The organism is Hymenobacter jeollabukensis, from assembly GCF_005771675.1.
GTDB classification, from domain to species: Bacteria; Bacteroidota; Bacteroidia; order Cytophagales; family Hymenobacteraceae; genus Solirubrum; species Solirubrum jeollabukense.
Genome location: NZ_VAJM01000001.1, coordinates 57,351 through 82,152 on the forward strand (window position 1 = coordinate 57,351; position 24,802 = coordinate 82,152).

24 protein-coding genes are annotated in these 24,802 nt (G+C 66.6%); 12 read left to right on the forward strand and 12 right to left on the reverse strand.

What is annotated here, in order from left to right; translation table 11 throughout:
- Nucleotides 1-157 precede the first annotated feature (157 nt).
- Nucleotides 158-763, forward strand: coding sequence for a 2,3-bisphosphoglycerate-dependent phosphoglycerate mutase (locus FDY95_RS00250; protein ID WP_138074727.1), 606 nt, complete (start codon nucleotides 158-160; stop codon nucleotides 761-763).
- 40 nt (nucleotides 764-803) lie between these two features.
- Here the strand turns inward: FDY95_RS00250 and FDY95_RS00255 are convergent, their stop codons facing one another.
- Complete coding sequence (locus FDY95_RS00255) at nucleotides 804-3,344, reverse strand: cation-translocating P-type ATPase (protein ID WP_138074728.1); 2,541 nt, start codon at nucleotides 3,342-3,344, stop codon at nucleotides 804-806.
- Nucleotides 3,345-3,797: 453 nt separating this feature from the next.
- Between FDY95_RS00255 and FDY95_RS00260 the strand changes: the two genes are divergently transcribed.
- The 3 genes from FDY95_RS00260 to FDY95_RS00270 all read left to right on the forward strand — a co-directional run bounded on the left by FDY95_RS00260 (nucleotide 3,798) and on the right by FDY95_RS00270 (nucleotide 7,169).
- On the forward strand, nucleotides 3,798-5,219 hold the full coding sequence (locus FDY95_RS00260; RefSeq protein ID WP_138074729.1) for a BON domain-containing protein: 1,422 nt from the start codon (nucleotides 3,798-3,800) through the stop codon (nucleotides 5,217-5,219).
- A 52-nt stretch (nucleotides 5,220-5,271) separates the two neighbouring features.
- A complete protein-coding gene (locus FDY95_RS00265) occupies nucleotides 5,272-6,111 on the forward strand; it encodes a universal stress protein (protein WP_138074730.1) in 840 nt (279 codons plus the stop codon).
- Nucleotides 6,112-6,293: 182 nt separating this feature from the next.
- Complete coding sequence (locus tag FDY95_RS00270) at nucleotides 6,294-7,169, forward strand: universal stress protein (RefSeq protein WP_138074731.1); 876 nt, start codon at nucleotides 6,294-6,296, stop codon at nucleotides 7,167-7,169.
- Nucleotides 7,170-7,197: 28 nt separating this feature from the next.
- On the opposite strand, the gene FDY95_RS00275 is transcribed toward FDY95_RS00270, so the two are convergent.
- From FDY95_RS00275 to FDY95_RS00295, 5 genes are all read right to left on the reverse strand, one after another.
- The gene (locus FDY95_RS00275; protein ID WP_138074732.1) at nucleotides 7,198-8,190 is read right to left on the reverse strand and encodes an MlaD family protein; all 993 of its coding nucleotides are present in this window, start codon (nucleotides 8,188-8,190) and stop codon (nucleotides 7,198-7,200) included.
- A gap of 12 nt (nucleotides 8,191-8,202) precedes the next feature.
- The gene (locus FDY95_RS00280; protein ID WP_394348385.1) at nucleotides 8,203-8,991 is read right to left on the reverse strand and encodes an ABC transporter ATP-binding protein; all 789 of its coding nucleotides are present in this window, start codon (nucleotides 8,989-8,991) and stop codon (nucleotides 8,203-8,205) included.
- A gap of 7 nt (nucleotides 8,992-8,998) precedes the next feature.
- Nucleotides 8,999-9,757, reverse strand: a complete 759-nt coding sequence (locus FDY95_RS00285; RefSeq protein WP_317129466.1) for an MlaE family ABC transporter permease — start codon at nucleotides 9,755-9,757, stop codon at nucleotides 8,999-9,001.
- Nucleotides 9,758-9,821: 64 nt separating this feature from the next.
- Nucleotides 9,822-10,706 carry a universal stress protein gene (locus FDY95_RS00290; RefSeq protein WP_138074733.1) on the reverse strand — a complete coding sequence of 295 codons (885 nt, stop codon included), beginning with the start codon at nucleotides 10,704-10,706 and terminating at the stop codon, nucleotides 9,822-9,824.
- A gap of 51 nt (nucleotides 10,707-10,757) precedes the next feature.
- Entirely contained in the window at nucleotides 10,758-12,218 is a 1,461-nt protein-coding gene (locus FDY95_RS00295; protein WP_138074734.1) for a BON domain-containing protein, read from the reverse strand.
- 317 nt (nucleotides 12,219-12,535) lie between these two features.
- Here FDY95_RS00295 and FDY95_RS00300 point away from each other — a divergent pair, with 317 nt between their 5' ends.
- Nucleotides 12,536-13,168 carry an LON peptidase substrate-binding domain-containing protein gene (locus FDY95_RS00300; RefSeq protein ID WP_138074735.1) on the forward strand — a complete coding sequence of 211 codons (633 nt, stop codon included), beginning with the start codon at nucleotides 12,536-12,538 and terminating at the stop codon, nucleotides 13,166-13,168.
- A 74-nt stretch (nucleotides 13,169-13,242) separates the two neighbouring features.
- Complete coding sequence (locus tag FDY95_RS00305; RefSeq protein WP_138074736.1) at nucleotides 13,243-14,493, forward strand: metallophosphoesterase; 1,251 nt, start codon at nucleotides 13,243-13,245, stop codon at nucleotides 14,491-14,493.
- Here FDY95_RS00305 and FDY95_RS00310 read toward each other — a convergent pair.
- Both FDY95_RS00310 and FDY95_RS00315 read right to left on the reverse strand, forming a co-directional pair.
- The gene (locus FDY95_RS00310; protein ID WP_171025460.1) at nucleotides 14,450-15,358 is read right to left on the reverse strand and encodes a diacylglycerol/lipid kinase family protein; all 909 of its coding nucleotides are present in this window, start codon (nucleotides 15,356-15,358) and stop codon (nucleotides 14,450-14,452) included. The two genes, FDY95_RS00305 and FDY95_RS00310, sit on opposite strands and share 44 nt — an antisense overlap.
- 143 nt (nucleotides 15,359-15,501) lie before the next feature.
- Nucleotides 15,502-16,314 carry a M48 family metallopeptidase gene (locus FDY95_RS00315; RefSeq protein ID WP_138074737.1) on the reverse strand — a complete coding sequence of 271 codons (813 nt, stop codon included), beginning with the start codon at nucleotides 16,312-16,314 and terminating at the stop codon, nucleotides 15,502-15,504.
- Between the two features lie 186 nt (nucleotides 16,315-16,500).
- Here FDY95_RS00315 and FDY95_RS00320 point away from each other — a divergent pair, with 186 nt between their 5' ends.
- Complete coding sequence (locus FDY95_RS00320; protein ID WP_138074738.1) at nucleotides 16,501-16,689, forward strand: hypothetical protein; 189 nt, start codon at nucleotides 16,501-16,503, stop codon at nucleotides 16,687-16,689.
- A 104-nt stretch (nucleotides 16,690-16,793) separates the two neighbouring features.
- Here FDY95_RS00320 and FDY95_RS00325 read toward each other — a convergent pair whose 3' ends face one another.
- Nucleotides 16,794-17,567: a murein L,D-transpeptidase catalytic domain family protein gene (locus FDY95_RS00325; RefSeq protein ID WP_138074739.1), complete on the reverse strand. Its 774-nt coding sequence runs from the start codon at nucleotides 17,565-17,567 to the stop codon at nucleotides 16,794-16,796.
- Nucleotides 17,568-17,680: 113 nt separating this feature from the next.
- Here FDY95_RS00325 and FDY95_RS00330 point away from each other — a divergent pair, with 113 nt between their 5' ends.
- The gene (locus FDY95_RS00330; RefSeq protein ID WP_138074740.1) at nucleotides 17,681-18,076 is read left to right on the forward strand and encodes a hypothetical protein; all 396 of its coding nucleotides are present in this window, start codon (nucleotides 17,681-17,683) and stop codon (nucleotides 18,074-18,076) included.
- Nucleotides 18,077-18,135: 59 nt separating this feature from the next.
- Here FDY95_RS00330 and FDY95_RS00335 read toward each other — a convergent pair whose 3' ends face one another.
- Both FDY95_RS00335 and FDY95_RS00340 read right to left on the reverse strand, forming a co-directional pair.
- Complete coding sequence (locus tag FDY95_RS00335; protein WP_138074741.1) at nucleotides 18,136-18,540, reverse strand: hypothetical protein; 405 nt, start codon at nucleotides 18,538-18,540, stop codon at nucleotides 18,136-18,138.
- Between the two features lie 239 nt (nucleotides 18,541-18,779).
- Nucleotides 18,780-19,253 carry a DUF4199 domain-containing protein gene (locus FDY95_RS00340; protein ID WP_138074742.1) on the reverse strand — a complete coding sequence of 158 codons (474 nt, stop codon included), beginning with the start codon at nucleotides 19,251-19,253 and terminating at the stop codon, nucleotides 18,780-18,782.
- A gap of 315 nt (nucleotides 19,254-19,568) precedes the next feature.
- On the opposite strand from FDY95_RS00340, the gene FDY95_RS00345 reads away from it, so the two are divergent.
- Nucleotides 19,569-21,194: an ABC-F family ATP-binding cassette domain-containing protein gene (locus FDY95_RS00345; protein ID WP_138074743.1), complete on the forward strand. Its 1,626-nt coding sequence runs from the start codon at nucleotides 19,569-19,571 to the stop codon at nucleotides 21,192-21,194.
- Between the two features lie 86 nt (nucleotides 21,195-21,280).
- Nucleotides 21,281-22,201 carry a hypothetical protein gene (locus FDY95_RS00350; protein ID WP_138074744.1) on the forward strand — a complete coding sequence of 307 codons (921 nt, stop codon included), beginning with the start codon at nucleotides 21,281-21,283 and terminating at the stop codon, nucleotides 22,199-22,201.
- Nucleotides 22,202-22,287: 86 nt separating this feature from the next.
- Here FDY95_RS00350 and FDY95_RS00355 read toward each other — a convergent pair whose 3' ends face one another.
- Complete coding sequence (locus FDY95_RS00355; protein WP_111476718.1) at nucleotides 22,288-22,449, reverse strand: lmo0937 family membrane protein; 162 nt, start codon at nucleotides 22,447-22,449, stop codon at nucleotides 22,288-22,290.
- A gap of 358 nt (nucleotides 22,450-22,807) precedes the next feature.
- Between FDY95_RS00355 and FDY95_RS00360 the strand changes: the two genes are divergently transcribed.
- Together FDY95_RS00360 and msrA are read left to right on the forward strand one after the other, a co-directional pair.
- Entirely contained in the window at nucleotides 22,808-23,698 is an 891-nt protein-coding gene (locus FDY95_RS00360; RefSeq protein ID WP_138074745.1) for a 3-hydroxyacyl-CoA dehydrogenase family protein, read from the forward strand.
- A gap of 190 nt (nucleotides 23,699-23,888) precedes the next feature.
- Nucleotides 23,889-24,434 (forward strand): peptide-methionine (S)-S-oxide reductase MsrA, encoded by a 546-nt coding sequence (gene msrA / locus FDY95_RS00365; protein ID WP_138074746.1) that lies wholly within the window; start codon nucleotides 23,889-23,891, stop codon nucleotides 24,432-24,434.
- The last annotated feature ends 368 nt before the right edge of the window (nucleotides 24,435-24,802 follow it).

Consider the following 24,802-nt stretch of genomic DNA (forward strand, 5'->3'; position numbering starts at 1 on the left):
ACACCGCCACCCGCTCCCCGTTTGAATAAGCACGGCGCGCCGCGTTGCGCCGGGCGGCGACGCAACGCGGCGCGGCATTGCTCCCGCGCCTTCACGCGAAATCCACCCGCCGGGCCGTGCTTCGTCCCCGGCTTACTCCTGACGCTACCCTTTCTCTATGTCCCAACTCGTTCTGGTCCGCCACGGCCAATCAGAGGCCAACCTGGCAGGCGTCTTCACCGGCTGGCTCGACGTACCGCTGACGCCCCAAGGCGAGGCCGAAGCCCGGGAAGCCGGCCGCCGCCTCCACGATTTTCACTTCGACGCGGCCTACTGCTCCACGCTGGTTCGCTCGCGCCGCACCCTGGAGCTGATTCTGGCCGAGCTGGATGAGTCCAGCCTGGAAATTCACGCCGCCGACGCCCTGCGCGAGCGGATGTACGGCGCGCTGCAGGGTCTCAACAAAGCCGAAACCATTGCCCGCTACGGCCTGGAGCAGGTCACGCGCTGGCGCCGCAGCTACGAAGACGCCCCGCCCGAGGGCGAAACCCTGCACCACACCCTCGACCGCGTGGTGGCCTACTACAACGAGGTGCTGGCGCCGGCCCTGCGGGCGGGGCAGCGCCTGCTGGTGGTGTCGCACGGCAATACCCTGCGGGCCCTGCGCATGCAGCTGGAAGGCCTGACGGTGGCCCAGGTGGAGGCACTGGAAATTCCCACCGGGGGCATCCGCGTCTACGAGCTGAACCCGGACCTGGTCATCACCTCGATGTCCGACTTGTAAGGCCCGCTTGGTTGCCAGGCGACACCGCCGGAGGGCATTTTCAGGCCGAATGAGCTGGGGCCAATGCAAGTTGCCGGGCGCGACACCGGACGTTGCGCCAAAGTTTGTAAGCTTCGAACCAGACAGTGGTACCAACGGCTACGGCGGCGCAGAGGGCCAGCTGCGGGCCATTGAGCGGCACGAGCTGAAAAAGCTGCCGCCCTGTGGGCCAGAGCAGGCAGGCCGCCAGCAGCAGCAGGCCGAGGCCCAGCGCCACGGGCAGCAGCGCATTGGCGTAGCGCCAGGTGCTGCGCAGGGAGTGGCGGCGCGAGCGGCTGACCAGCGTCAGCAGCACGTTGGCCAGCACCAGGGTGACGAACAGCAGCGTGCGGGCCAGCCCCTCGCCCAGGCCGGCGTGCAGCGCGTAATAAGCCAGCCCCAGCACGCCCACGGCCACCACCAGGCCCTGCCCCACGCCCTCGCCCAGCTGCGCCCAGGCCAGAAACGGCTGATTCAGGGGGCGCGGCGGCTCCTGCAAAGTGCCGGCCTCGGTAGGCTCGTTTTCGAACACGATGGAGCAGGTCGGGCCCATCAGCAGCTCCAGGAAAATGACGTGCACCGGCCCGAGCAGCACCGGAAAGCGGCCGGCCAGCAGCGAGGGTACCAGCACGGCCAGCACCAGCGGCACGTGAATGGCTACGATGTAGAGCACGGCCTTCTGCAGGTTCTGGTAGATGCGCCGGCCCAGCTCCACGGCGGTTACCATGCCGGTCAGCTCGGCGTCGAGCAGCACCAGGGCGGCGGCCTGCCGGGCCAGCTCGGTGCCGCGCCGCCCCATGGCCACGCCGATGTGGGCGGCCTTGAGCGCCGGCGCGTCGTTCACCCCGTCGCCGGTCATGGCCACCACCTCGCCGTCGGCTTTCAGGGCCTCGATGACGCGCAGCTTGGCCTCGGGCACCATGCGGGCGTAGAGGTTCACCTCCCGCACCCGCCGGCGCAGTGTGGCCTCGTCGAGGGCCAGCACTTCGGAGCCGGTGAGCAGCGGCTCGGGGCGGCGCATGCCCACCTGCCGGGCAATGCTGAGCGCCGTGAGGGCGTTGTCGCCGGTTATCATCTTCACCTCGATGCCGGCCCCGTAGAAGGCCCGCAGCACCGCGGCCGTGCTGGCCTTGGGCGGGTCACTGAAGCCCACCAGGCCCACGAATTCCCAGGCAAAGCCTTCCTGCGTGGCGGGGTAGTCGGCGGGCGGGCACTGGCTGCGGGCCACGCCGAGCACGCGCAGTCCGGCAGCAGCCATGGCCTGCAAAGCCGCCTGGGCCGCGACTAAATCGACTGGGGCCAGCGCACAGCGGGCCAGAATGCCCTCCGGAGCCCCCTTGGCCGCCACCACGCGCTGGCCGGCCGCACCGGCGAAAACGCGGGTCATCAGGGGCGGCTGCCCACCCAGCGGGTATTCGTGCACGAGCTGAAACGCGGGGCGCAGGTCGACCTCGGCCGCGGCGGCGTAGGCGCGGTGCAGGGCCTGCTCCATCGGGTCGAAGGGCTGCGGCTCGCTGGCCCACATGGCGTAGCTGAGCAGCTCGCGCTGGGCCGGGGCGGGCACCTCGGCCAGCGGCTGTGGGCCGGCGTCGCCGGGGCAGTAGAGCTGGGTGAGGGCCATCTGGTTCTGGGTGAGCGTGCCGGTTTTGTCGACGCAGATGATGGTGGCCGAGCCCAGGGTTTCGACGGTCTGGGGCTGCTTGACGAGCAGGCCCCGCCGCATCAGCCGCCAAGCGCCCAGGGCCATGAATGCGGCCAGCGCGGCCGGAATTTCCTCGGGCAGAATGGCCATGGCCAGGGTCAGGCCGTGCAGCAGGCCGTGGCTGAGGCTGCCCGAGTCCCACCAGTGGTAGGCCCACACCAGCACAAAGGCCAGCCCCCCTACCAGCGCCATGCGGCGCACGAAGCCGGCCACCTGCCGCTGCAGCGGCGTGGGCGGCGCCTCCACCTGTCGGATCAGCCCGCCGATGCGGCCCAGGCGGGTGTGCTCCCCCACGGCCGTCACCTCCACCACCGCCCCGCCGCGCACCACGGCCGAACCGGCGTACAGCGCCTCGCCGCCGCCGGCCGCCTTGGCCACCGGCAGCGACTCGCCGGTCAGAAACGACTCGTCGAGCAGCAGGTCGTGGGCCTCCAGCAAGGTGCCGTCGGCTACCACCTGCTCGCCCTCGGTCACCGTCAGCACGTCGCCGACTACCACTTCGTCGGCAGCTACTTCGGCCCATTCGCCCGCCCGCCGCACCCGGGCCCGGGGCTGGGTGAGCGTTTGCAGGGCCTGCAGGGCTTTGTCGCTGCGCACTTCCTGGTAGAGCGAAATGCCGACCACCAGCACGGTGGCGCTGAGCACCGTCAGCGCTTCGGCGCGGCTGCCCATGAGCAGGTACAGCCCGGCCGTGAGCAGCAAGAGCACAAACATGGGCTCGGTGAGCAGCCGCCGCACGAGCAGCCAGCGGCTGCCGCGGTCGGCCCGCACGAGGGTGTTGCGACCGAACTGCCGCCGCCGCGCCGTCACTTCGGCGGGGGCCAGTCCGGCGGGCAGCGGGGCGGCGGATGACGAAACCATAGGCAAGCAGGTAAGGCGCCGGCCAGGTGACGGAGCCTCCCACAAGTTGGAGCGCTGCCCCCGCGAAAAAGATGACTTCTGTCACCTGATTTGACGACGATTGTCAACGCATTGACCGTGAGCAACCAACATCTTTGACAACCCCGGCCGGCGCCCCGGCCCGCGCTTGTCAATTCCCCAAGCCACCTACTGCCATGGTCACGCCCACGCTTTGGTTTTCGCTGCTGCTGCTGGTCCTCACCGCCGCTACCTGGCACCTGACCCGCTCAGCCCAACCGGCCGCCTGACCTGACGGTCGGCAGCGCCCGCGCGGCTTTCCACCCCGAATCGGCAACGCACGGAACGGGCCTTCCACGGGCCTGCGGCCTGGCGCTGGGCGGTGGCGGATAACCCAGCTGCCCGCGCTGCCGGATTTTCACTCCTGCTTGTTCCCCACCTTTTCCTGCTTCTGGCATGCCTCTCCACGCTTCCCTCACGGCGCCCACGGAGCGCCTGGCCGATGACGACATCACGGCGGCCGTTGAACGATTCATTTTCACCAAGAAAGGCATGACAACGCCGCTGATCGACGTGGCCACCCACGACGGCATCGTGGAGCTGACGGGCTTTGCCGGCACCCTGCTGGAGCGCGAACGGGCCACGGCCCTGGCCCAGGCGGTGCGCGGGGTGCGCGGGGTCATCAACGAGGTGGTGGTGCGCGCCACTGACGTGCCCGATGCGGCCCTGCTCAGCGCCGTGGAAGCCGCCCTGAGCCGCGACCCGGCCACCACCGGCTACAACGTGCGCTGCCACGCCAGCAGCGGCGAGGTGACGGTGGAAGGCGCCGTGCAGTCCTGGGCCGAGCAGCAGCTGGTGCTGCAGGCCCTGCGCGGCGTGCGCGGCGTGACGGCCATTCGCAACCGGCTCGACGTGCACCGGGGCGAAATCACCAACACCGACGCGGAAATTACCATTCAGATCCGGGAGCTGCTGGACTGGGACATCCGCGTACAGAGCGAGCTGGTGAGCATCCGCACGGCGCACGGGGTGGTGCACCTGGCCGGCACCGTGGGCACGCCCGCCGAGCGCGACTTCGTGGTGGCAACGGCCTATCAGGCCGGGGCCACCCACGTCAACGCCCGCGACCTGTTCGTGGCGCGCTGGGCCCTCGACAAGGCCCTGCGCCGGGAGAAATTCGTGCTGCGGGCCGACGAAGACGTGGCCCAAGCCGTGCGCGACGCGCTGCGCCTCGATCCGCGGGTCCGCGCCTTCGGGCCCACCGTGCGGGTGCGCGACGGGGTGGCCACGCTGGCCGGGGCCGTGAGCAACCTGCTGGCGCAGCAGGCGGCCGAGCGCGACGCCGAAAACATCGTGGGCGTGCGCGAGGTGCACAACCTGCTGCAGGTGGAAACCCACTACCCCGCCCCCGACGCCGCCACCCAGCAGCACATCAAGGCCGCCCTGGCCTGCGACGCGTACGTGGGGCCCTACACCTTCACGGTAAACGTGAGCAACGGCAAGGTGCAGCTCTACGGTACTGTCAACGCCCATTTCGAGCAGGAGCGCGCCGCCGACGTGGCCGCCGGCGTCACGGGCGTGGTCACCCTCGACAACCATGTGCAGGCCGGCCCCGCGGCTGCCTCCGCCGACCCGATCAGCGCCCCGGCCGACGGCCACCCCGAGCCCGACTACGCCCTGGAGCAGCGCCTGCGCAGCCACTACTACTGGTCGGCCCTGCTCCACGACCAGGACGTGGATATCCGGGTGCACGAGGGCCGCGTGACGCTCCTGGGCACCGTCGACACCCACTGGCAGCGGCGCGTGGCCGCCCAGCACGCCCGGGCCTGCGGCGCCCGCGACGTCAACAACCACCTGCGGCTGGCCAGCTGGGGCTAAGCCGGGCCGCCGCTCCACCTCCTGCACCTATTTCGCCTTATTCCTCTTTGCCATGACCTCCCCCTCCCTTGTCGTCCTGACGGATTTTTACGCCGTCACCAACCGCGCCCTCTCCTACGCGGCGGGGCTGGCCGTGCCCCTGCAGGCCCACCTGGTGCTGCTGCACGTGCGCCACGACGAGCTGCTCTCGCCCGAGCACCGGGCCGGCGACGCCGCTTCGCCGCAGCGCACCCGGCAGGCCCTCAGCGCCCTGGCCGACGAGCAGCCGGTGCCCACGCAGGTCGACATCGAGGAGGGCTACCTGCCGGTGGCGGTGGCCGAGGCCGTGCGTCATCACCGGCCCCGCCTGGTGGTGCTGGGCCGCCCCGATGCCGCCACCACGCCCACCGAGGTGGTCGTCGGGGCGGCGCTCGACGTGCTGCGCTACGCGCCCTGCCCGCTGCTGCTGGTGCCCTATCTGGGCTGGGACACCTTTCCGCCCCGGCGGCTGGCGCTGGCCGTCGATGGGCAGCCGTTTTCGCTTTACGAAGACCAGCACCTCGTGCCGGAGCTGCTCGGCGCGCTGGACGCCACGTTCAGCATCGTCCACGTCGTATGCGAGCCGGCCCCGGCGGCCGAGGCGGAACCGAAGGCTGAAACGACGCAGAAGGTGCTGCGCGAAGTGCAACGCAGCGGCGTGGCCACGCTGGCCGCCGATACCCGCCCTCTGCTGATTTATCACGCCAGCCCGGTCGATGGCATTCTGCAGGGAGCCGCCGAAGCCAAGGCCGATCTGCTGGTGCTGGTGGCCCGGCCGCATCACTTGCTCAGCGGGTTGTTTCACCACAGCGTCACGGCCCAGCTCATCGCCCAAAGCCCGATTCCCTTGCTGCTGCTGCCGTCCCTGGAGTAAGGCGGGGTGACCCGCTTCAACGGGTGATAACTGCTCGTTGGGAGCGTGGCGCCGACCGCCGCTTATTGCCCGCGAATACGGCCTTGGCCAGGCTGACAGCCGAGTTGCCGGCCTAATCCGCGCAGCGCGCCACCTTGCCCGCAGCCGCATTTGCCGATTCACCGTCAAGCCTCGCCAGTCCCATGTCAACCTTGCCCACCCAGCCGGCGCCGGTAGCGGCCGAGCAGCCCCTGGCGCTGCTGGTTCTCACCAGTTTCTTCCCCGAAAGCCGCCGGGCTCTGCGGCTGGCCGTCGAGCTGGCCCAGCCGCTCGGCGCCCGCCTGGTGCTGGTTCACCTCGATCAGCTGGCCCTGCTCAACGTGGAAGTGCCCGGCCCGGATTCGCCCGAAGCCGCCCGGCAGCTGCACGAGGCCCTGCAGGAACTGGCCGACCAGCAGCCCGTGCCCACCGACCTGGCCCTGATCAACGACCAGCTGCCCGAGGCACTGGAGGCGCTGATAAACGAGTACTACCCGGCCCTGTTCGTGCTCGGCCGTCCCGCCGACGACCGCGCCGATTTCGACGCCGGCGCGGCGGTGCTGGAGGTGCTGCGCGACGCCCGAATACCACTGCTGCTGGTGCCCGAAGTATACCCGGGCCCAGCCGCGCCGCAGCACCTGGCCATAGCCGCCGACACCGGGCCCTTCGCCCTCGACGCCGGCGCCGCCCCGGCCCGGCAGCTGCTGCGGCAGCTGCTGCGGCAGCTGCCCCCGGCCCGCGCCACCGTGGTAACCGTGGCGCCCACCCAGGCCGACGAGAGCTGCGCCGAAGCCCTGGAGCACGTGCGCCGGAGCGGACTGCTGCCAGCGGCCACGCCCAGCCCGCAAGTCGAAGGATTCTACGCCCAGCACCCGACGGAGGGGTTGTTGCAGGCCCTGGCGGCCACCGGCGCCAACTGGCTGCTGATGCTGGCCCGCCGGCACGGCACCCTGGGCGAGCTGTTTCATAGCAGCGTAACCGATGCCCTGCTGGCGCGCAGCCCCGTGCCCGTGCTGGTGCTGCCCGCCGCGGAAGCCTGAAACGGAGCCAGGGCATCAGGGACGTGGTTCACGGCCGGGCGCTCTGGCTGGCCTGGTAAGCGGCCCGGGCCTGCTTTTTCTGCTGACGCTTGAAGTAGCCGCGCAGCATGAAGTTGTGCTGCAGCGCCTCCATGCTGCGGCTGAAGCCCGCCGTACCCTGCTCCACGTGCTGCATGCTCTGGCGCATCTGCCGGCTGAAGGTGGTGTCGACCAGCAGGGTGTTCAGCGGGCCGGCGCCCGTCTGCACCTGCCGCTTCAGCCCGGCCATGGTGGCAGCCAAGGTGTCGGAAGTGCCGGCGAGCTGCCGGGTGGCGTGGCCCAGACGGCCGGCCAGGACGGTATCGGTGAGCAGGTAGCCGGCCAGGCCTTCACCGCGCCGGATGCCGCGGGTCATCAGCTGTACGTCGTGGGCGGCTACCTGCAGCTGCCCGGTGGCGGTGGCGGCGTTGCGCAGGGTGCCGCGCACGTTCTGAGCCAGCTGCTGGTCGTGGAGCAGCTGCCAGAGTGCGTCGCTGCCGTTGAGCTTGCGGGTGATTTCGCGCATGTCCTGGGTCACGCCGACCAGGTTGCGGTTCGACACGTTCAGGGTGCTGAGCATGTCGTCGATGCCGGGCTGGGTGCGGGTGGGCAGCCGGTCGCCGGCCTGCACCGGCGGGGCCGGCGCGGGCTGGGCGTTCAGGTTGATGATGGTGTTGCCCACCAGCCCGTCGGTGCCGATGGTGGCCACGGCGTTGCGGCGCACGTAGGGCTGCGCGTCGCGGCTCAAACTCAGCGTCACCCGGATGGTGGTGTCGTTGATGATCTGAATCTTGCGCACGGTGCCCACCGGAATGCCGCCCAGGCGCACGTTGTTGCCCGTCAGCAGGCCCGACACGTTGCGGAAGTCAGCCTCGACGAGCAGGCTGCGGCTGAACAGGTTCTGCTGGCGGCCGAGCATGAACAGGGTCACAATCAGGCAGCTCAGGCCCGCCAGCACGAACAGGCCGAGGCGCGCATGGTTACTGGCAGTGCGTTGGGCCATGGTGGTCAGGGGTTAGGCGAAGAATTCGTGGATGCGCGGGTCCGGGAGGGCCTGCAGCTGCGCGTAGGTGCCCTCGGCGTAGCAGCGGCCGTCGACGAGCAGGGCCACGCGGTCGGCGGTGAGGCGCACGCAGCTCATGTCGTGCGAGATGATGAGGGCGGCGGTGCCGTACTTTTGCTGCACCTCGCGGATGAGGTGGCTGATTTCGCGCGAGGTCACCGGGTCGAGGCCGGTGGTGGGCTCGTCGTAGAGCAGGATGTCGGGGCGCAGGATGAGGGTGCGGGCCAGGGCCACGCGCTTGCGCATGCCCCCCGACAGCTCGGCGGGCATCATGTCGGCGGTGTGGCCCAGGCCTACGTCTTCCAGCGCCTGCTGCACCAGCGTATCTTCCTCGGCCCGGCGGTGGGCCAGCCAGTGGCGGCGCAGCGGAAACAGCAGGTTGTCGCGCACGGTCATCGAGTCGTAGAGGGCGTTGCTCTGGAACAGGAAGCCCACGCGGGCGCGCAGCTGGTCCATGGCCGCGTGGTCGAGCTGGGTCACGTCCTGGCCCAGCACCGTGATGCTACCGGCATCGGGCACCAGCAGGCCGATGACGCACTTGATCAGCACCGACTTGCCCGAGCCCGACTTGCCGAGCACCACCACGTTTTCGCCCCGGTGCAGCGCCAGCGAAAAGTCCTGCAGCACGTGGTTGTCGCCGAAGGACTTCACCACGTGCTCCACCGCCAGCACCGTTTCCGGAGTGGCCATTTCGGCTGGGGCGGGCGGCGCGGCGGCCAGCGTTTCGGGTTCGGGCAGCATGGCGCGGCTAGTTGAGGCCCAGCAGGCCGGTGATTTGCACGGCCAGCAGGTCGAGCACGAAAATGACCAGCGACGACACCACCACGGCCGAGTTGGCGGCCTGGCCCACGCCCTCGGTGCCCTTGTCGGAGTAGTAGCCCTTGTAGCAGCCGATCAGGCCCACCGCGAAGCCGAAAAAGAAGGTTTTGATAAAGGCCGGCAGCACGTCGCCGAAGGCCAGGCGCGAGAGGACGTTGTTGGTGTACAGCGCCAGCGTGGTCACCCCGCGCATGTTCAGGCCCACGAAGGAGGCAAACAGGGCAATGGCGTCGGCCAGCAGCGTAAGCACCGGCAGCATGAGGGTGGTGGCCAGCACCCGCGTCACCACCAGGTACTTAAACGGGTTGGTACCCGACACCTCCATGGCGTCGATCTGCTCCGTCACGCGCATCGAGCCCAGCTCGGCCCCGATGCTGGAGCCGATTTTGCCGGCGAAAATCAGCGCCGTGATAATCGGCCCCATCTCGCGGATGATGGTCAGCCCCACCATGGCCGGAATCCACGACTCGGCCCCGAACTGGGCCATGGTCGGCCGGCTCTGCAGGGTCAGCACCATGCCCATGATGAAGCCCGTCACGCCCACCAGCGGCAAGGACTGGTAGCCAATGACGTAGCACTGGTACAGCCACTCGCCCACCTCGTAGCGCGGGCGAAACCCCTCGCGGAAGAAACGTCCGGCGAAATGGGCCATGCCGCCGGCTTCGGTCAAAATGGGCTGTTCGAGCACGATAAGTAAGGGTTAAAACTGGGACAGAAACGAGCTACTAGGTGAAGGACTAGCCTGCTGGTAGTCAATACAGCAGCCCATCTACGGCTAGGTGCGTGGCCGAGGGCGCCGCTACGGCCGCGGCGGGCAGCACCAGCACCGGCACGGGGCTGCGCGGCAGCACTTCGGCCGTGGCGCTGCGGTGAAACAGCTCGTCGAGGAAGCTGCGCGGCCGGGCCACCAGCACCAGCAGCTCGGCCTGCGTATCGCCGACGGCCTGCACCAGCCCCGCGCCGCACACGGCGTGGCGCAGCTGATAAGTGGAGCTGCTGATGACCCGCGCCGAAAGCAGCCCGCTGTCGTGGGCGGTGGTCACCACGTCGTGCATGTTCAGGGTGGGGCCGTCGGGCGGCACCACGTGCACCACGGTGTACTCGGCCTGCCAGCTTTCCACCAGCGCCGCCACTTTGCAGGAAGCCGGGCTGAGCTGAAACGGCTCCCCATCGATGGCCAGGGCCACCTGCCGGGGCAGCGCGGGCTCGTGGGCGGCGACAGGCACCAGCAGCAGCGGCAGATGGGTTTCGCGCAGCACCGGCAGGGCGTAATTGTAGAGCAGCTGGTCGATCAGGTCGGATTCGGGCGCGAGGCCCAGCACCAGCAGCAACGGCGCCTGATGACGGATAACGGTCTGCAGGGTGTCGTGCAGGCCGCCGCGGTTGGGCTGCACGCGCACCGGGGCGGCCAGCTGGCGTCCCAGCGCGGCCAGGGCCGCCACGGTGTCGCGCTCCTGCCGGTCAAGGTAGTGGGCCGGCAGCGGCAGCAGGCCGAATTCAGGCTCCACCACCGCCTCGGCTTCCAGGTGCAGCAACACCAGCTCCGCCCCGGCCGATTCGGCCAGCAGGGCCGCCAGGTGCGCCGCCCGCTCAGCGCTGGGCGACAGATCAGTCAGGACCACAAACGTCGGTTTCATCGCACAAAACGGAAGAGGTTCGGGGGAAATAACCGCGGGCCCGGGCGCCGCTCATCGCGCGGCGCCGTGGCGCACGTGCAGCTGGTTGGCCACGGCGTGGGCGCCGCCGTCGTAGGCGCAGAGCGTGGCCAGCTGCTGCTCCTGGCGCGTGTCCACGGTGCCGGTCAGGGTGGCCCGGCCTTTGGCCACGCCCACCCGGATGTCCTGCTGGCTCAGGCCCGGCGTCCAGTCCAGCTGCTGCCGGATGGCCTGCTCGATGGCCTCATCGGTGGGCGGCTGGCCGGGCAGCGGCTGGCTGTAGGCCACGTTGCAGGCAAAATATTCGCCGTCCGGGGTGGTGGCCCAGGCCGGCACCACCAGCCGGTTGTCGACGGCAATGACGCCGCTGATGCCGGCGGCCACCTGCTCGGCGTGCTGCTTTTCAAACTGCGAATCCACCGTGCCGTAGAGGCTCACCTTGCCGTTGCCAACGACCACCTCCACCGCACCCCGGTGCAGGTAGGCGTCGCGCAGCAGGGCGGCCCGCGTGCGGCGCTGAATCTCGGCGTCGGCCGTGGGCCGGACGGGCCGCACGCGCAGGTAGTTACTCACCGCCGCCACGCCCACGATGCCCAGCGCGTCCTGCTCGGCGGCGCGACAGGCGCGCAGGTTGCTCACGGAGCCGCGCAGCGTCACCTGCCCCTGCTCCACCTCGATTTCGGCCGCGTTGGCGCGCACCCGCGGGTCGGTCAGCAGGCTATCCTCGATGGCCTGGCGGATTTCCGCGTCGGTGCGGGCGCGGTATTTGTCGCCGCGCAGCTCGTGGCCGTGCGCGTCGGGCGCCACCCGCAGCTCAGCGGCGTCGACGCTGCTGGCGCCCGCGCGCCAGGCCGCCGTGATGGCGTGGCTGCGCTCGGCCGCGCTGGCCACCGTGCCGCCGAGCACCACGCGGCCCTGCCCATCGGCCCGCACCTCGATGAGGGCGTGGTTGATGCGCACGTCCCAGCCCAGCAGCTCGTCCAGCTCGGCGCTGATTTCCGCCGCCGACTTGGGCGGGCGCTGGTCTACGAGGCGGTAGCGCAGGTGGTCGTCGACGGCGCACACGCCCCGCACGCCCTTGGCCACGCGCAGCACCAGCTCCTTTTCCGGCCACGAGGGCACCTCACCCAGCAGCATCACCGTGCCCTCGCGGGCGGTGCAGCAGATTTCGTATTCGCTGGTGACGGCGTCCTGCAGCAGGGCTTCTTCCACGTCGCGGCGCAGCGTGGCGTCGGGCAGGTCGATGGCCCGCACCCCGATTTCGTTGATGACGCCGCGCACCCCGCGCACGGCTTTGGCAATTTCCTCGGCCCGCTCCCGGGCCAGCAGGTTGTCGACGTAGCCGCAGAGCGTGACGATGCCCTGCCGGGTGCTCACGTCAACCAGGTGCGTGGCCACGCCCTTCTTGCGGGCAAACAGGCGCTCCACGGCGGCGGTGATGTCGCGGTCGGCCAGGGCCGACTCCGGTTTCAGCGTGGTTTCCAGCGTTTCCATAACCGTTCATTCGTCAGCGTACAACCAGCAGGCGCCGGCCGGGTCGGCCATACCTACGTTATGAAAATGGCGGATTGGCCCCGTAAGCGGCATGACGAAAAGCACCCCCGAAAATGATTTATGTCATGCCCGGCGGCGGCCGACCGCCTTACCGGCCAGGCAGGCACATGTTCGGCCGCCCCCCCTGCGCCTGGGTAGCTCATTTGGTGATGCCGATGCAGAAGTCCTATTTTAAAGTGCAATTTCAGCGACCTATCAAACCCCGGACGCCCCTTGCCCGCGGTGCAGCACCGCCGCCCACGCTCTTTCCCGCACCCATGCGCCTCCTTCCGCTCTTCCCGCTGAACCTCGTCGTCTTCCCCGGCGAAAAGCTCAACCTGCACATCTTCGAACCGCGCTACCGCCAGCTGGTAACCGACTGCCTCGAAACCGGCCAGACCTTCGGCATTCCGCCGTTTCTGAACGACCATGTGCAGCTCATCGGCACCGAGATGCGCCTGCTGAAAGTGGAGCGCAGCTACCCCGGCGGCGAGTCCGACATTCGTACCCAGGCCGTGGGCCGCTTCCGCATCGTCGACATGCTGCGCGAGGCGCCGGGCAAGCTCTACGCCGCCGGCCAGGTGGAAGACTTCCCCGACGACACGCCCGAGGACGCGGAGCTGAAGCTGCGCATCAGCCGGCAGGTGGAGCAGCTCTACGGCGCGCTGAGCCTGCAGAAGCTCTTTATCGAGCTGCCGCCCGACTACTGCACCTTCGACGTGGCGCACCACCTGGGCCTTTCCACCGAGCAGGAGTTTGAGCTGCTGCAGCTGCCCACCGAGCCCGAGCGGCAGCAGTACGTGCTGCGGCACCTGGAGCACATCCTGCCGGTGGTGCTGGAAACCGAGCGGCTTAAGGAGCGCGTGCGCCAGAACGGCCATTTCAAGCACCTCACGCCCCCGAATTTTTAAGCTTGAAGCGAAAAAAGAACGCCGCCTCGGGCTCCGTAGCCTACCCACCCGCCCCGCTGCCCGTACAGTAGAGCGTGACAACTTACCTCTTCTGGCCGCTGGCTGCCGCGGCGCTTGTGCTCATCTGCTGGCTGGCCTACCGCTTCGCGCTGGAGCGCCGCCACCGCCGCCGCCCGTTCGTATCGGCCGCTGCCCGCCACTGGGCGGGCCTTACGCCGCCCGCCGAGGCACCCCGGCACCGGGTCTGCCTCGTCGGCGACCTGGGCGCGGTGGCTACCGATGGCCGCGACCCGGTGCTGAACCTGCTGCGCCGCTGGATGCAGGAAGCCGGCGCCGAGGGCACGGTGGTCATGCTCGGCGACAACGTGTACCCCGTGGGCCTGCCGCCCGTCGGCCACCCGCTGCGCCCCGCCGCCGAGCGCCGCCTCGACGTGCAGCTCAGCCTGCTGCGCGAGTTTGCGGGGCAGGTCGTGTTTCTCAGCGGCAACCACGACTGGAACAAGGGCCGCCCCGACGGCTACGCCTACCTACAGGCCCAGGAAGCCTACGTGCGCCAGCACCTGCCTAGCGCCCTGTATCTGCCCGAAAACGGCTGCCCCGGCCCCGTGGCCCTGCCCCTGGCCGAGGGCCTGATGCTGCTGGTGCTGAACACCCAGTGGTGGGTGCAGCGGGGCCCCCGCCCCCTGGGCCGCGCCCACGGCTGCAGCGCCGATGATGCCCGCCAGCCCTTCGCCCAGCTGCGGGAGCTGCTGCGCCAGTACCCCGGGCAGCAGATGCTGGTAGCCGGCCACCACCCGCTCTACTCCAATGCCATGCACGGCGGCAAGTTCACCGTTAAGCAGCACGTGTTTCCGCTGACGGCCGCCCACAAGCGCGCTTACCTGCCCCTGCCCATTCTCGGCTCCCTGTTTCCGGCCTACCGCCGCCTGCTGGGCGCCGCCGAAGACATGGCCCACCCGCGCTACCGGCGCATGCGCCGCCGCTTGCTACAAGTGCTGCGCGAGTTTCCGGGCACCGTATACGCCGCCGGCCACGACCACAACCTGCAGTATTTCCTGCGCCGCGGCGTGCACTACCTCGTCAGCGGCTCGGGCAGCAAAACGGCCTACGTGGCGGCGGGCGGCAAAGCCACCTTCGTGCACGAGCGGAAAGGCTTTTTCAGCCTCGATTACTACCCCGACGGCCAGCTGTGGCTGCAAACCTGGGAGCCCGCCGACCAGCAGGGCACGCCCGCGCCCACCTCGTTCCGCTGGCCCCTCACCCCGGTACCGGCCCCGGCCCCTACTCCGCCGGCGGCACCAGCACCCGCAGATTCTGCGGGTTAATCGTGGCTTCCACCGGCGTGGATAGCTGCAGCGGCTCCCCGTCGACCTGTACGCGCACCGCCGTTTCGCCCGGCACCTCGATGCGCGCCCAGTGGCACTGCAGCCGCCGCGTGTACGCCGACTCGTCGAAGCCTTCGGTGTAGAGCTGGTAGAGGATACCGGGCGCCGCCGTGGCCGGAAACGGCTCGATAAGGCACACCTCGAAGCGGCCGTCATCCATGCGGCTGGCGGGGTTGATGACCACGTTGCTGCCGAAGGTGCGGGCGTTGGCCACCGTGAGCATAAACGCCTCGCCCTCCCAGGTTTCGGTATCCGTCACCACGCGGTAGCGGGCGGGCTGGTAGCGCATGTACTCCTGCAGGGCGATACGCACGTAGGCGCCGGGCCCGCGGGTTTCACCTTCGGCAAACCGCTCTACGATCAGCGCGTTGAAACCCAGATCGGCCAGGTGCGCCGTGAAATGGCCGCTGACCATCAGGGTGTCGACGCGCTGCACCTCGTGCCGCCAGATCAGCTGCAGGGCCTCTTCCACGTTCTGCGGAATGCCCAGGTCTTTCGACAGGCCGTTGCCCGAGCCCAGCGGCACGATGCCCAACGGCAGCTCGGTGCCGCTCAGGGCCTGGGCCACCAGGTTTACGGTGCCGTCGCCGCCGGCGGCAAACACGGCGTCCTGGGGGTGCTGGTGCAGGTAGCTGCGCAGCCGGTTGAGGTCGTCCTCGCCGCTGGTTTCGTAGAACTGGGCCGTGCGGCCGCGTTCCGTGCAAACGGTTTCAATGAGCTGCTGCACGCTGGCTTTGTCGATGTCGCCCGAAATCGGGTTCATCACGAACAGCAGCCGGCGCAGGATGGGAGTGGTAGTGGGCATAAGAGGCGCAAGGGCGGCGGCAATTCCGCCCCGGGAGGAAAATAAGGACAATAACGCACCGGACGCCAAAACGGCCGAAGCTCTTTGCTTCGGCCGTTTTTGAGCAGGTCGCATACGGAGTTGGCACTTGGCCGGGCCCGCGCTTACGGTTTCAGGTTGCTGGGCACCCCGTTGGGAAATTCCTCCTTGATTTCGCGCTCCAGCACCCCGATGCGGTTGCCCGGGTCGGGGTGGGTACTCAGAAATTCGGGCCCGCCGCTGCGGCCCCCGGCCTGCTGCAGGATCTGCATCACCTGAATCATGGCGCGCGGGTCGTAGCCGGCTTCGGCGGTGTACTGCACCGCGTCGCGGTCGGCCTCCAGCTCATCCTCGCGGCCGAAGCGCAGGGTCACGACCTTGGCAATGGCGGCGGCAATGGCGGCATTGGCTATCGAGCCACCCGGGCGGTCGGGGTCGTAGGCGGCAATGCCGGCCGCGCCGGCCAGGCCCTGCGTCAGCTGCGACTTAGCCAGCTGCTCGGCCGAGTGCCGCCCGATGACGTGGCCGATTTCGTGGCCCAGCACACCGGCCAGCTGCCCTTCGGTTTTCAGATTCTTGAGCAGGCCGGCGGTGATGAACACCTGCCCGCCCGGCAGCGCAAAGGCGTTGATGGTGTTTTCATCGGCCAGCAGGTGAAAGTCGAACTTGTAGGGCGACTTGGTGGCGCCCGACGACTGCACCAGCTGCTGCCCGACGCGGTCCACTTCGGCCTGGGCCCGCTGATCGGGGTGCAGGCCGCCGTATTGCTGGGCCATTTCGGGGGCGGCCCGCAGGCCCAGCGCTATTTCCTGCTCGGCGGTCATGCTCACGTGCTGCACCTCGCCCGTCACGGGATTGGTCTGCCGGTTGCAGTAGTAGGTGAGGAACGAAAACCCTGCAACCAGCAGGGCTATGATGTAACGCAGGTTGCCTCTCATGGGATGAAAAAGGTCGGGGTGTGGGGAAGGAAAGCCGCCTTAGGACCGCGGCAAGGAGTCTAACGCGACCTGCGCGGCAGGGTTGTACGCCCCGAAACAGCCAAATCTGTCGGGCTTGCGTATCAGGCACAAAAGCCGCCGCCCCTGGGGCTGGCCCGGCTGCTTCTCCACTACTTTCCCCGACTCATGAATCAGAAACGCACCTTCGGCTCTCTGCTTACCCTGCTCGGCATTGCGGGCATCATCTACGGCGCCATGGGCCTGCTCGGCATGGTGGCCCTGAGCAAAGTCAACTCCTTTGTCCCGCTCGGCGTCGGCCTGATTTTCTTCTTTGCCGGCATCAGCCTGGTCCGCGCCACCGGCGACCGGGCCTAACGCTTTTTCAAACACAGTCATCACTCAATAAGCACAACGGCCCGCCTCCGAAGCATCGGAAGCGGGCCGCTTGTGTTGGGGCTGAAAACGCCCACAGCGGGTGCTTATTGCCCGGTGCTGCTGGCTACGTCCATCGTGCGCATAAAGACCGGCAGCGCCGCATTCAGGTTCAGCCAGTCCGAGGCATAATCTGCGCTGCTGGGCCCCTGCACGTAGAGCACCGAGCCGCTTTTGATGGTTTTGATAATGCCGGCCGACTGAGCGGGCGGCAGTGCCGGACAGCCCTGGCTGCGGCCCAGGCGGCCATTCTGCCGGATGAAATCCTCGCACACGTAGTCGGCCGCGTGCACCACCACGGCGCGCTCGGCCGCGTGGGAGTTGTAGCGCGCATCCAGCCCCTGCAGCTTCAGCGAGAGGCCGTGCTTGCCCTGATAAGTGTCGCCGGTGAGGTAAAAGCCCAGGCTGCTCATTTCCGAACCCTCCCGGTTGGAAAACGTCTGCGCCAGGTCGCCGCCCGAGTTTTTGCCGTGGGCCACCAGCGTGTGGTAGAGCAGCCGGGTGTGACTCAGGTCGATAACCCACAGGCGGTTTTGCCGGCTCGGGCGGCTGAAGTCAATGACCGTCAGCACCGGGCGCCGGGCCAGGCCCCGGCCGCGCAGGTTGAAATACCCGATCAGGGCGTTGCGCAGTACCTGCACGCTCATGCCCGTCTGGGCCAGCTTGGCGCCGGTATAGGTTCGCGCCAGAAACTGCTCGAACGCGGCCACGGCCACGGTTTGGGCAGCGGTTGGCACCTGAGTCGGAGCGGCGGCAAGGGCGGGCCGCAGACCCGCGGTGAGCAGTAGCAGCCCGGCCAGGCAAGAGCGAAAAAGCGTCATAGAGTGGTGGAGCAGAAGGTACTAGCGGGCGGCAACCCGGCGCAAAGACAAAAATAGTAGTTTTGTCCAACCGCAGGCCTCCTAACCGCCCGTCGGCTTTGCTGGTTCCCCCGATGTTACAACGCCCGGCTTTTCTTCTTTCGTGTGCCCTGCTCCTGCTCGGCAGCTGCGGCCACTCCCGGCTGTCCTTACCGGGCTTCGATGCCGCCGCCTGGCGCCGCGACGTACGCGGCTGCGCCGGCCAGCGCCAGGCCCAGCTTGCGGCCCTGGACCAGCACCGCGAAGAACTCTACAACGTCCACGTCGACGCCGTGGCCGACCTGCTCGGCCGCCCCGACGAAGAGGAGCTGCAGGAACAGACCCAGCGCGTGTATTACTACTACGTGGCGCCCGGCCCGCAGTGCGCCCCCGGCCACCCGGCCGCGGCCACCCGCCGCCTGTCGGTGCGCTTCGGCTCCCTCGGCACCGTGACGGAGGTATTGTACACGGCTCCCGCCGGCGTGCAATAAAAAACGGGTGGCCTTCCGAAGAAAGCCACCCGCGGGCGGTAAAAGTCAACGCCCTGGGTTTAGCCCAGCCCGTTGCCGGCCGGCGTAGTCGGCGTAGGCACGGCGTCGCGCTTCAGCTCATCACGCATCAGGCTAATCTGCGACGGGGTGAGGATGCGCTGGCATTCCTGCTCGTACTGCGCCTCCAGCTCCGTCAACAGCCGTTGTCGTTCGGCGGGGTCCTGTTGGTGCTGCCATTGGATTTCGTCCATCCGAGCCAGCTTCACCTGGTTGATGGCGCGCAGGCGAATGTATTGCGCTTCGTTGAGCTTCAGCCGGCTGGCCATCTGGCGGGTCAGTTCTGCCGCCGACGTGACGGGCTGGGGCTGGCCGCCGGGCATGGCCGCTATCCGGTCTTTCATCTGGGCCGAAGCAGCTGCGCTCATGCCGCACAAAATCAGGGCGAGGGTAAGTGCCTTCGTCATGGTGGAAAAGTTGAAAGTTGATATTGAGACTAAAGCAGTAAAAACTTGGCTTTTATCTGCTTTTCATCCAAATATATATTATTAAAGTTTCAAAACAAGTCATGTTGATAAACATTCATTCCATGGTAAAATGTTCCCATTTCGGGAACATTGTTCATTATGGGAAACCAGCCGACGACCAGCAACAAAAAGGCCCCGCAGCGTGCTGCGAGGCCTTTTTGTTGCTGGTCAGAATCCTGTTACTCCACGTGTTGTTGCAACGGATTGTGGTCGGGGCTTTTGAAATATTGCATGGCGATGAGCGAGATAATCACGCCGGACATCACGCCCTGCAGCAGAATGGCCAGAAAGGCAATGGTAACCGACAGTTCGAAGCCAAACAGGTCGGAGGCGCGCAGCTGCTCCATCAGACTCGGGCTGATTACCGTGTAAAGCACGAAGAACAGAGCAAAAGCGACGCTGGCTACGGCCGTGGTGATAATGCCGGTGCCAAAGCCTTGCAGGTAAGGCATCCGGTCGTGGCGCACGCGCTTGTAATGCGAAATGGCGGCGCAGGCCCCAATGCCCAGAATCACGATGTTGCCGTAGCTGTACATGATGTTGTCGGCCACGCCCAGCAGGCTGGCGACGATGAAGTAGATGGCCATGCCGACGGCCGTAAACAGGCCGTAACGCACGCCGTTGCGCTCGGGGGAAATGTGTTGATCAGCCATGAGGCGGGAGGAGTTTTGGGAAGGTGTTGGAGAGAAGAACCGGGTTCCACTGATTTTGGGCGGTGGTAGCGGCCCTGGTACTCAGCGGTTTCTCACTTAATACTGTGATTCGTGGCCGCCGGTTGCCGGGTTTCGCGCTTTTTCGCCGGTTTATTTGGGCCAACGACCTGACAGTGAACTTTCAGCATCCGGGATTTTTTCGGGGGGACTTGCTGTTAAAGCCCTGACCCGGGCACCCACAACGGGCATTTTTTGCCTACCTTTGCGCGGTTTTTTCGCGTTGCGGTCCGCCCTTATTCCGCTTTTCCTTTCTGCATGATCAGCACTACCAATGTCAGCCTGCGCTACGGCAAGCGCGTGTTGTTTGAAGACGTCACCATCAAATTCATGCCCGGCAACGTGTACGGCCTCATCGGGGCCAACGGCGCGGGCAAGTCGACCTTCCTGAAGATTCTCTCGGGCGAAATCGAGGCCAATACCGGCTCGGTGGACATGCCCAAGGGCGCGCGCCTCTCGGTGCTGAAACAGGACCAGTTTGCCCATGACCAGTACCCGGTGCTGCAAACGGTGATTATGGGCCACCAGCGCCTTTGGAAGGTGATGGAGGAAAAGGACGCCATCTACGCCAAGCCGGACTTCTCGGACGCCGACGGCGAGCGGGCCGCCGTGCTGGAAGGCGAGTTTGCCGACCTCGAAGGCTGGAACGCCGACTACGAAGCCGCCGAGCTGCTCTCGGGCCTCGGCATTGGCGAGGACAAGCACTACACCCTAATGGGCGACCTGGGCACCTCCGACAAGGTGCGCGTGCTGCTGGCCCAGGCCCTGTTCGGCAACCCCGACGTACTGCTGCTCGACGAACCCACCAACGGCCTCGACGCCGAGACGGTGCTCTGGCTGGAGAATTTCCTCGATTCCTTCCAGAACACGGTTATCGTGGTGAGCCACGACCGTCACTTCCTCGACGCGGTGTGTAACTACATGGCCGACCTGGACTTCTCAAAAATCACCATGTACCCCGGCAACTACTCGTTCTGGTACGAGTCGTCGCAGCTGGCTTTGCGCCAGCGCCAGGAGGTGAACAAGAAGACCGAGGACAAGCGCAAGGAGCTGGAAGAATTCGTGCGCCGCTTCTCGGCCAACGCCTCGAAATCCAAGCAGGCTACCTCGCGCCAGAAGCTGCTGCAAAAACTTACCCTGGAGGAGATTAAGCCGTCGTCGCGCAAGTACCCCTACATCGCCTTCAAAGCGGAGCGCGAGGCCGGCAACCAGCTGCTGACGGTGGAAAACCTCTCGGCCGCGGTCGACGGGGAGGTGATTTTCCGCGACGTGCACTTCACCCTCGACAAGAAGGACAAAGTGGCCATCGTGAGCCGTGACGACCGCGCCGCCTCGCTCCTGTTCGACATCCTGTTCGAGCAGCGCAAGGCTGACAAGGGCACCTTCAAATGGGGCACCACCATCACGCCCAGCTACTTCCCGAAGGAAAACACCGACTTCTTCAACACCGACCTGAACCTGGTGGACTGGCTGCGCCAGTACTCGACGGAGAAGGACGAGTCGTTTATCCGCGGCTTCCTGGGCCGCATGCTGTTTTCGGGCGAGGAGTCGCAGAAAAAGTCGAACGTGCTGAGCGGGGGTGAGAAAGTGCGCTGCATGCTCTCCAAGATGATGATGGAATCCGGCAACGTGCTCGTGCTCGACGACCCGACCAATCACCTGGACCTGGAAAGCATCACGGCCCTGAACAACTCGCTGCGCGACTTCCCGGGCTCCATGCTCTTCGCCTCGCACGACTTGCAGTTCATCGATACCATTGCCAACCGCATCATCGAATTGACGCCGGAGGGAATTATTGACAAGCGCATGTCGTATGAGGAATACCTTGCCGACGAGAACATTAAGGCCCAGCGCCAGCGCATGTACCAGACGGTTGGCGCCTAACGCTTGACATCGGGAAGGCCGCGGATACAACCATCCGCGGCCTTTTCGTTACTTACTATTCGAACGACCCTTTGCTCCTCACTGCTATGAAGCGTTTGTTACTGGCCGCTGCCCTTGGCTTCGCCGGACTGTTCGCTACCACCGATGCGCTGGCCCAGCGCACCGATACCACCTACGTGAAGCCGCAGCTGCCCACCGGCCCGCCCGCCGTGCCGCCGCCCGCGCCCGCTCAGCCCACGCGCCCCGTTTACACGCAGCCGCAGCAACCCGCGCAGCCCCAGCCCACGCAGCCGGTGCGTCCCAGCGGCGGCATCGACGACGACGGCCGCTCGGCCCAGCCACTGCCCGGCAGCCGCCCGGCCCAGCCTGCGGCGCCTGCCACACCCCAGCGACCCGGCGGGGGCATCGATGACGACGGCCGGCCGGCGCAGACGCTGCCGCAAAACGGCACGGTGCCCGGCGCCACGCTGCAATCGGAGTACCAGCCGGGCAAGCTGTTTTTGTACGGCAGCCTGCTGCGCTTCGGCCTGAGCAGCAACTTCTTCAGCGGCGTGGACTTCTCGGCCGGCTTCGCGCCCGCCCTGGGCTACCGCATTACCGACAAGCTGTCGGTGGCGGCAGGGCCGGTGTTCGTGTACCACAGCGTCGATTTCGGGCCCGACGCCACCAGCCTGGGCCTGCCCGCCGGCGGGTACAAGTTCAAGGATGTAGGTGTACGCGGCTTGGCGCAGTTCACGGTGTACAAGAACATCTTCCTGCAGGCCGAGTACGAATCAACCCGCTCGCAGGACTGCGTGGTGAACGAGTTGGTGCCCCGCCGCCAGTACGAGTCCTTCCGAACCCAGGGCAACACCCAGGCCCTGCTGGTGGGCGTGGGCTACCGCCAGCGCCTCGGCGACCGGTTTGCCGTGGACGGCGCCTTGCTCTACAACACGAACTCGGATTTGAATTACTACGGCATTCTGATTCAGCGCCTGAGCCTGGTGTATAACCTGGGCGGCAAGTAGCAATTCCGGACGCCTCAAACACGCAACGGGCGGCCTCCCCAGTGGGAAGCCGCCCGTTGCGTGTTTTTCAGACTAAGGTGCGGTACCTACACCGCGCTGCCGCGTATCAGGCGCAGCACCACGGCGATGATGGCAATGACCAGCAGAACGTGAATCAGGTTGCCCATGCCGAAGCTGTTGAAGCCCAGGAAGCCGAGCAGCCAGATGATGACCAGGATGACGGCGATGATGTACAGTAGGTTGCCCATGACGTTGGGGAAGGTTTTAAGGTGAAAGGTTGGTTGAGAGAGGTGGTGAACGGGTGTTCGGCGCCCCGGTAGCATCCTAGTCAGGAAGGCCATTGGCGGGGCGTTCTGCGGGTTTGTACGCGGGGTTGTACAAAAGGATATCCGCGGGTAAAAAATATTTCGGCACATAGTTGCCCGGCTATGCTAGCAACTTGGTTATCTGTGCCCAAACAATTCTGAAATTTTTCGGTTAGGCGGGGTTGTGCTTTTCCGGGGCAGGGTGCGGCGGCTTGGGCATAGCCGGGGTTTGGGTTAGCTTTGTCGCCGCCCGGAGCCGCCGGGCGCCGTTTGTTTGCCCAATTCCCTCCCCTTCCCACACATGCTGAACGTCGCCGTCATTGGCTCGGGCACCATGGGCAATGGCATTGCCCACGTGTTTGCCCAGCACGGTTTCCCCGTCACCCTCATCGACCTCAACCAGACCGCCCTCGACAAGGCCTGGACCACCATCGGCAAGAACCTGGACCGGCAGGTGGCCAAGGGCGGCCTGAGCGAAGACGACAAAAACGCCACCCTGAACCGCCTGCAGCGCAGCACCTCCCTGGCCGACGGCGTGCGCAACGCCGACCTGGTGGTGGAAGCCGCCACCGAAAACGTCAGCATCAAGCTGGACCTGTTCCGCCAGCTCGACGAGCTGACCAAGGACAGCTGCATTCTGGCCACCAACACCAGCTCCATCAGCATCACCCGCATTGCCGCCGCCACCAAGCGCCCCGACAAAATCATCGGCATGCACTTCATGAACCCGGTGCCGGTGATGAAGCTGGTGGAAGTTATCCGCGGCTACGCCACTTCCGACGAAGTGACCAAGCAGGTGATGGACCTGTCGCGGCAGCTGGAGAAGGTGCCCACGGAGGTCAATGACTACCCCGGCTTCGTGGCCAACCGCATCCTGATGCCGATGATCAACGAGGCCATCATTACGCTGCACGAGGGCGTGGCCGGCGTGGAGGAAATCGACACGGTGATGAAGCTGGGCATGGCCCACCCCATGGGTCCGCTGCAGCTGGCCGACTTCATTGGCCTGGACGTGTGCCTGGCCATCTTGAACGTGCTCTACGACGGGCTGGGCAACCAGAAGTACGCCGCCTGCCCGCTGCTGGTGAACATGGTGACGGCCGGCCGCCTGGGCGCCAAGTCCGGGGAAGGCTTCTACAGCTGGACGCCGGGCTCCAAGGAGCTGGTGGTGGCCCCGCGCTTCCGCAAGTAGTCTGATTCGCTGCCCCTTACCGCCATTCTGGCGGGTCTGTCAGGCCCCGATGCCCGCGTGGTGTCGGGGCCTGGTATTTGTATGGCTAATGGCAGAGTGTGCCGGCCGGAAAGGGCTTTGGCGAAGCCGCTGCAACCTTCCCGGCTGAATTACGCTTAACCATCATTCCACACCTTATTTCCCTCCCTTCATGGAATTAGCAACCTTCGGGGCCGGCTGCTTCTGGTGCGTCGAAGCCGTGTTTCAGAATCTGAAAGGCGTCGAGAAAGTCGAATCGGGCTACACCGGCGGCCGCATTGCCAACCCCACTTACAAGGAAGTCTGCTCGGGCCTGACCGGCCACAACGAGGTCATCCAACTCACCTTCGATCCGCAGGTCATCAGCTTCGAGGAGCTGCTCGAAATCTTCTGGAAAACCCACGACCCAACGACCCTGAACCGCCAGGGCAACGATGTGGGCACCCAGTACCGCTCGGGCATCTACTACCACAACGACGAGCAGAAGCGCCTGGCCGAGGGCTACAAGCAGAAGCTCAACGAAGCCCACGCCTTCGACCAGCCGGTGGTGACGGAAATCCTGCCCGCCGGCCCGTTCTACAAGGCTGAGGCCTACCACCAGAACTACTACAACCTGAACAGCTCGCAGCCCTACTGCCAGTTCGTGGCCAAGCCTAAGGTAGACAAGGTGAAAGCGCTGTTCGGGGAGAAGCTGAAGCCGCAGGTATCGGCTGACTAGCCCAGCCATCCGGCAACGACCAACAATAACTGAAGCCTGACGGCCGACCTGGCCTGACCTTTCCCAGGTCCTTCTACAAATGCCGCTCCAGTGGAGTGGCATTTTTTTGGGGACAACCGCTCTGCTTCTATCGGCTCCGCAAGCATGATTTACGGAACAGGCAGCTGCTGATATGCCGCGTTTGCACCTGATGTCAGTTCGGCTGGGGATGGAGAATTTGCTCGGGTGAGCACGCGAACCGGCGTATCCATGCGGGAATCTGAGCGCTTTACCCAGCCGATGCGGGCGTGTCTCAAACTCCGGCAAATCGGCCGATGCGAGAACATCGCGCCTACGCGACGCACGGCCCGTTTTTTTTGCAAACAGGC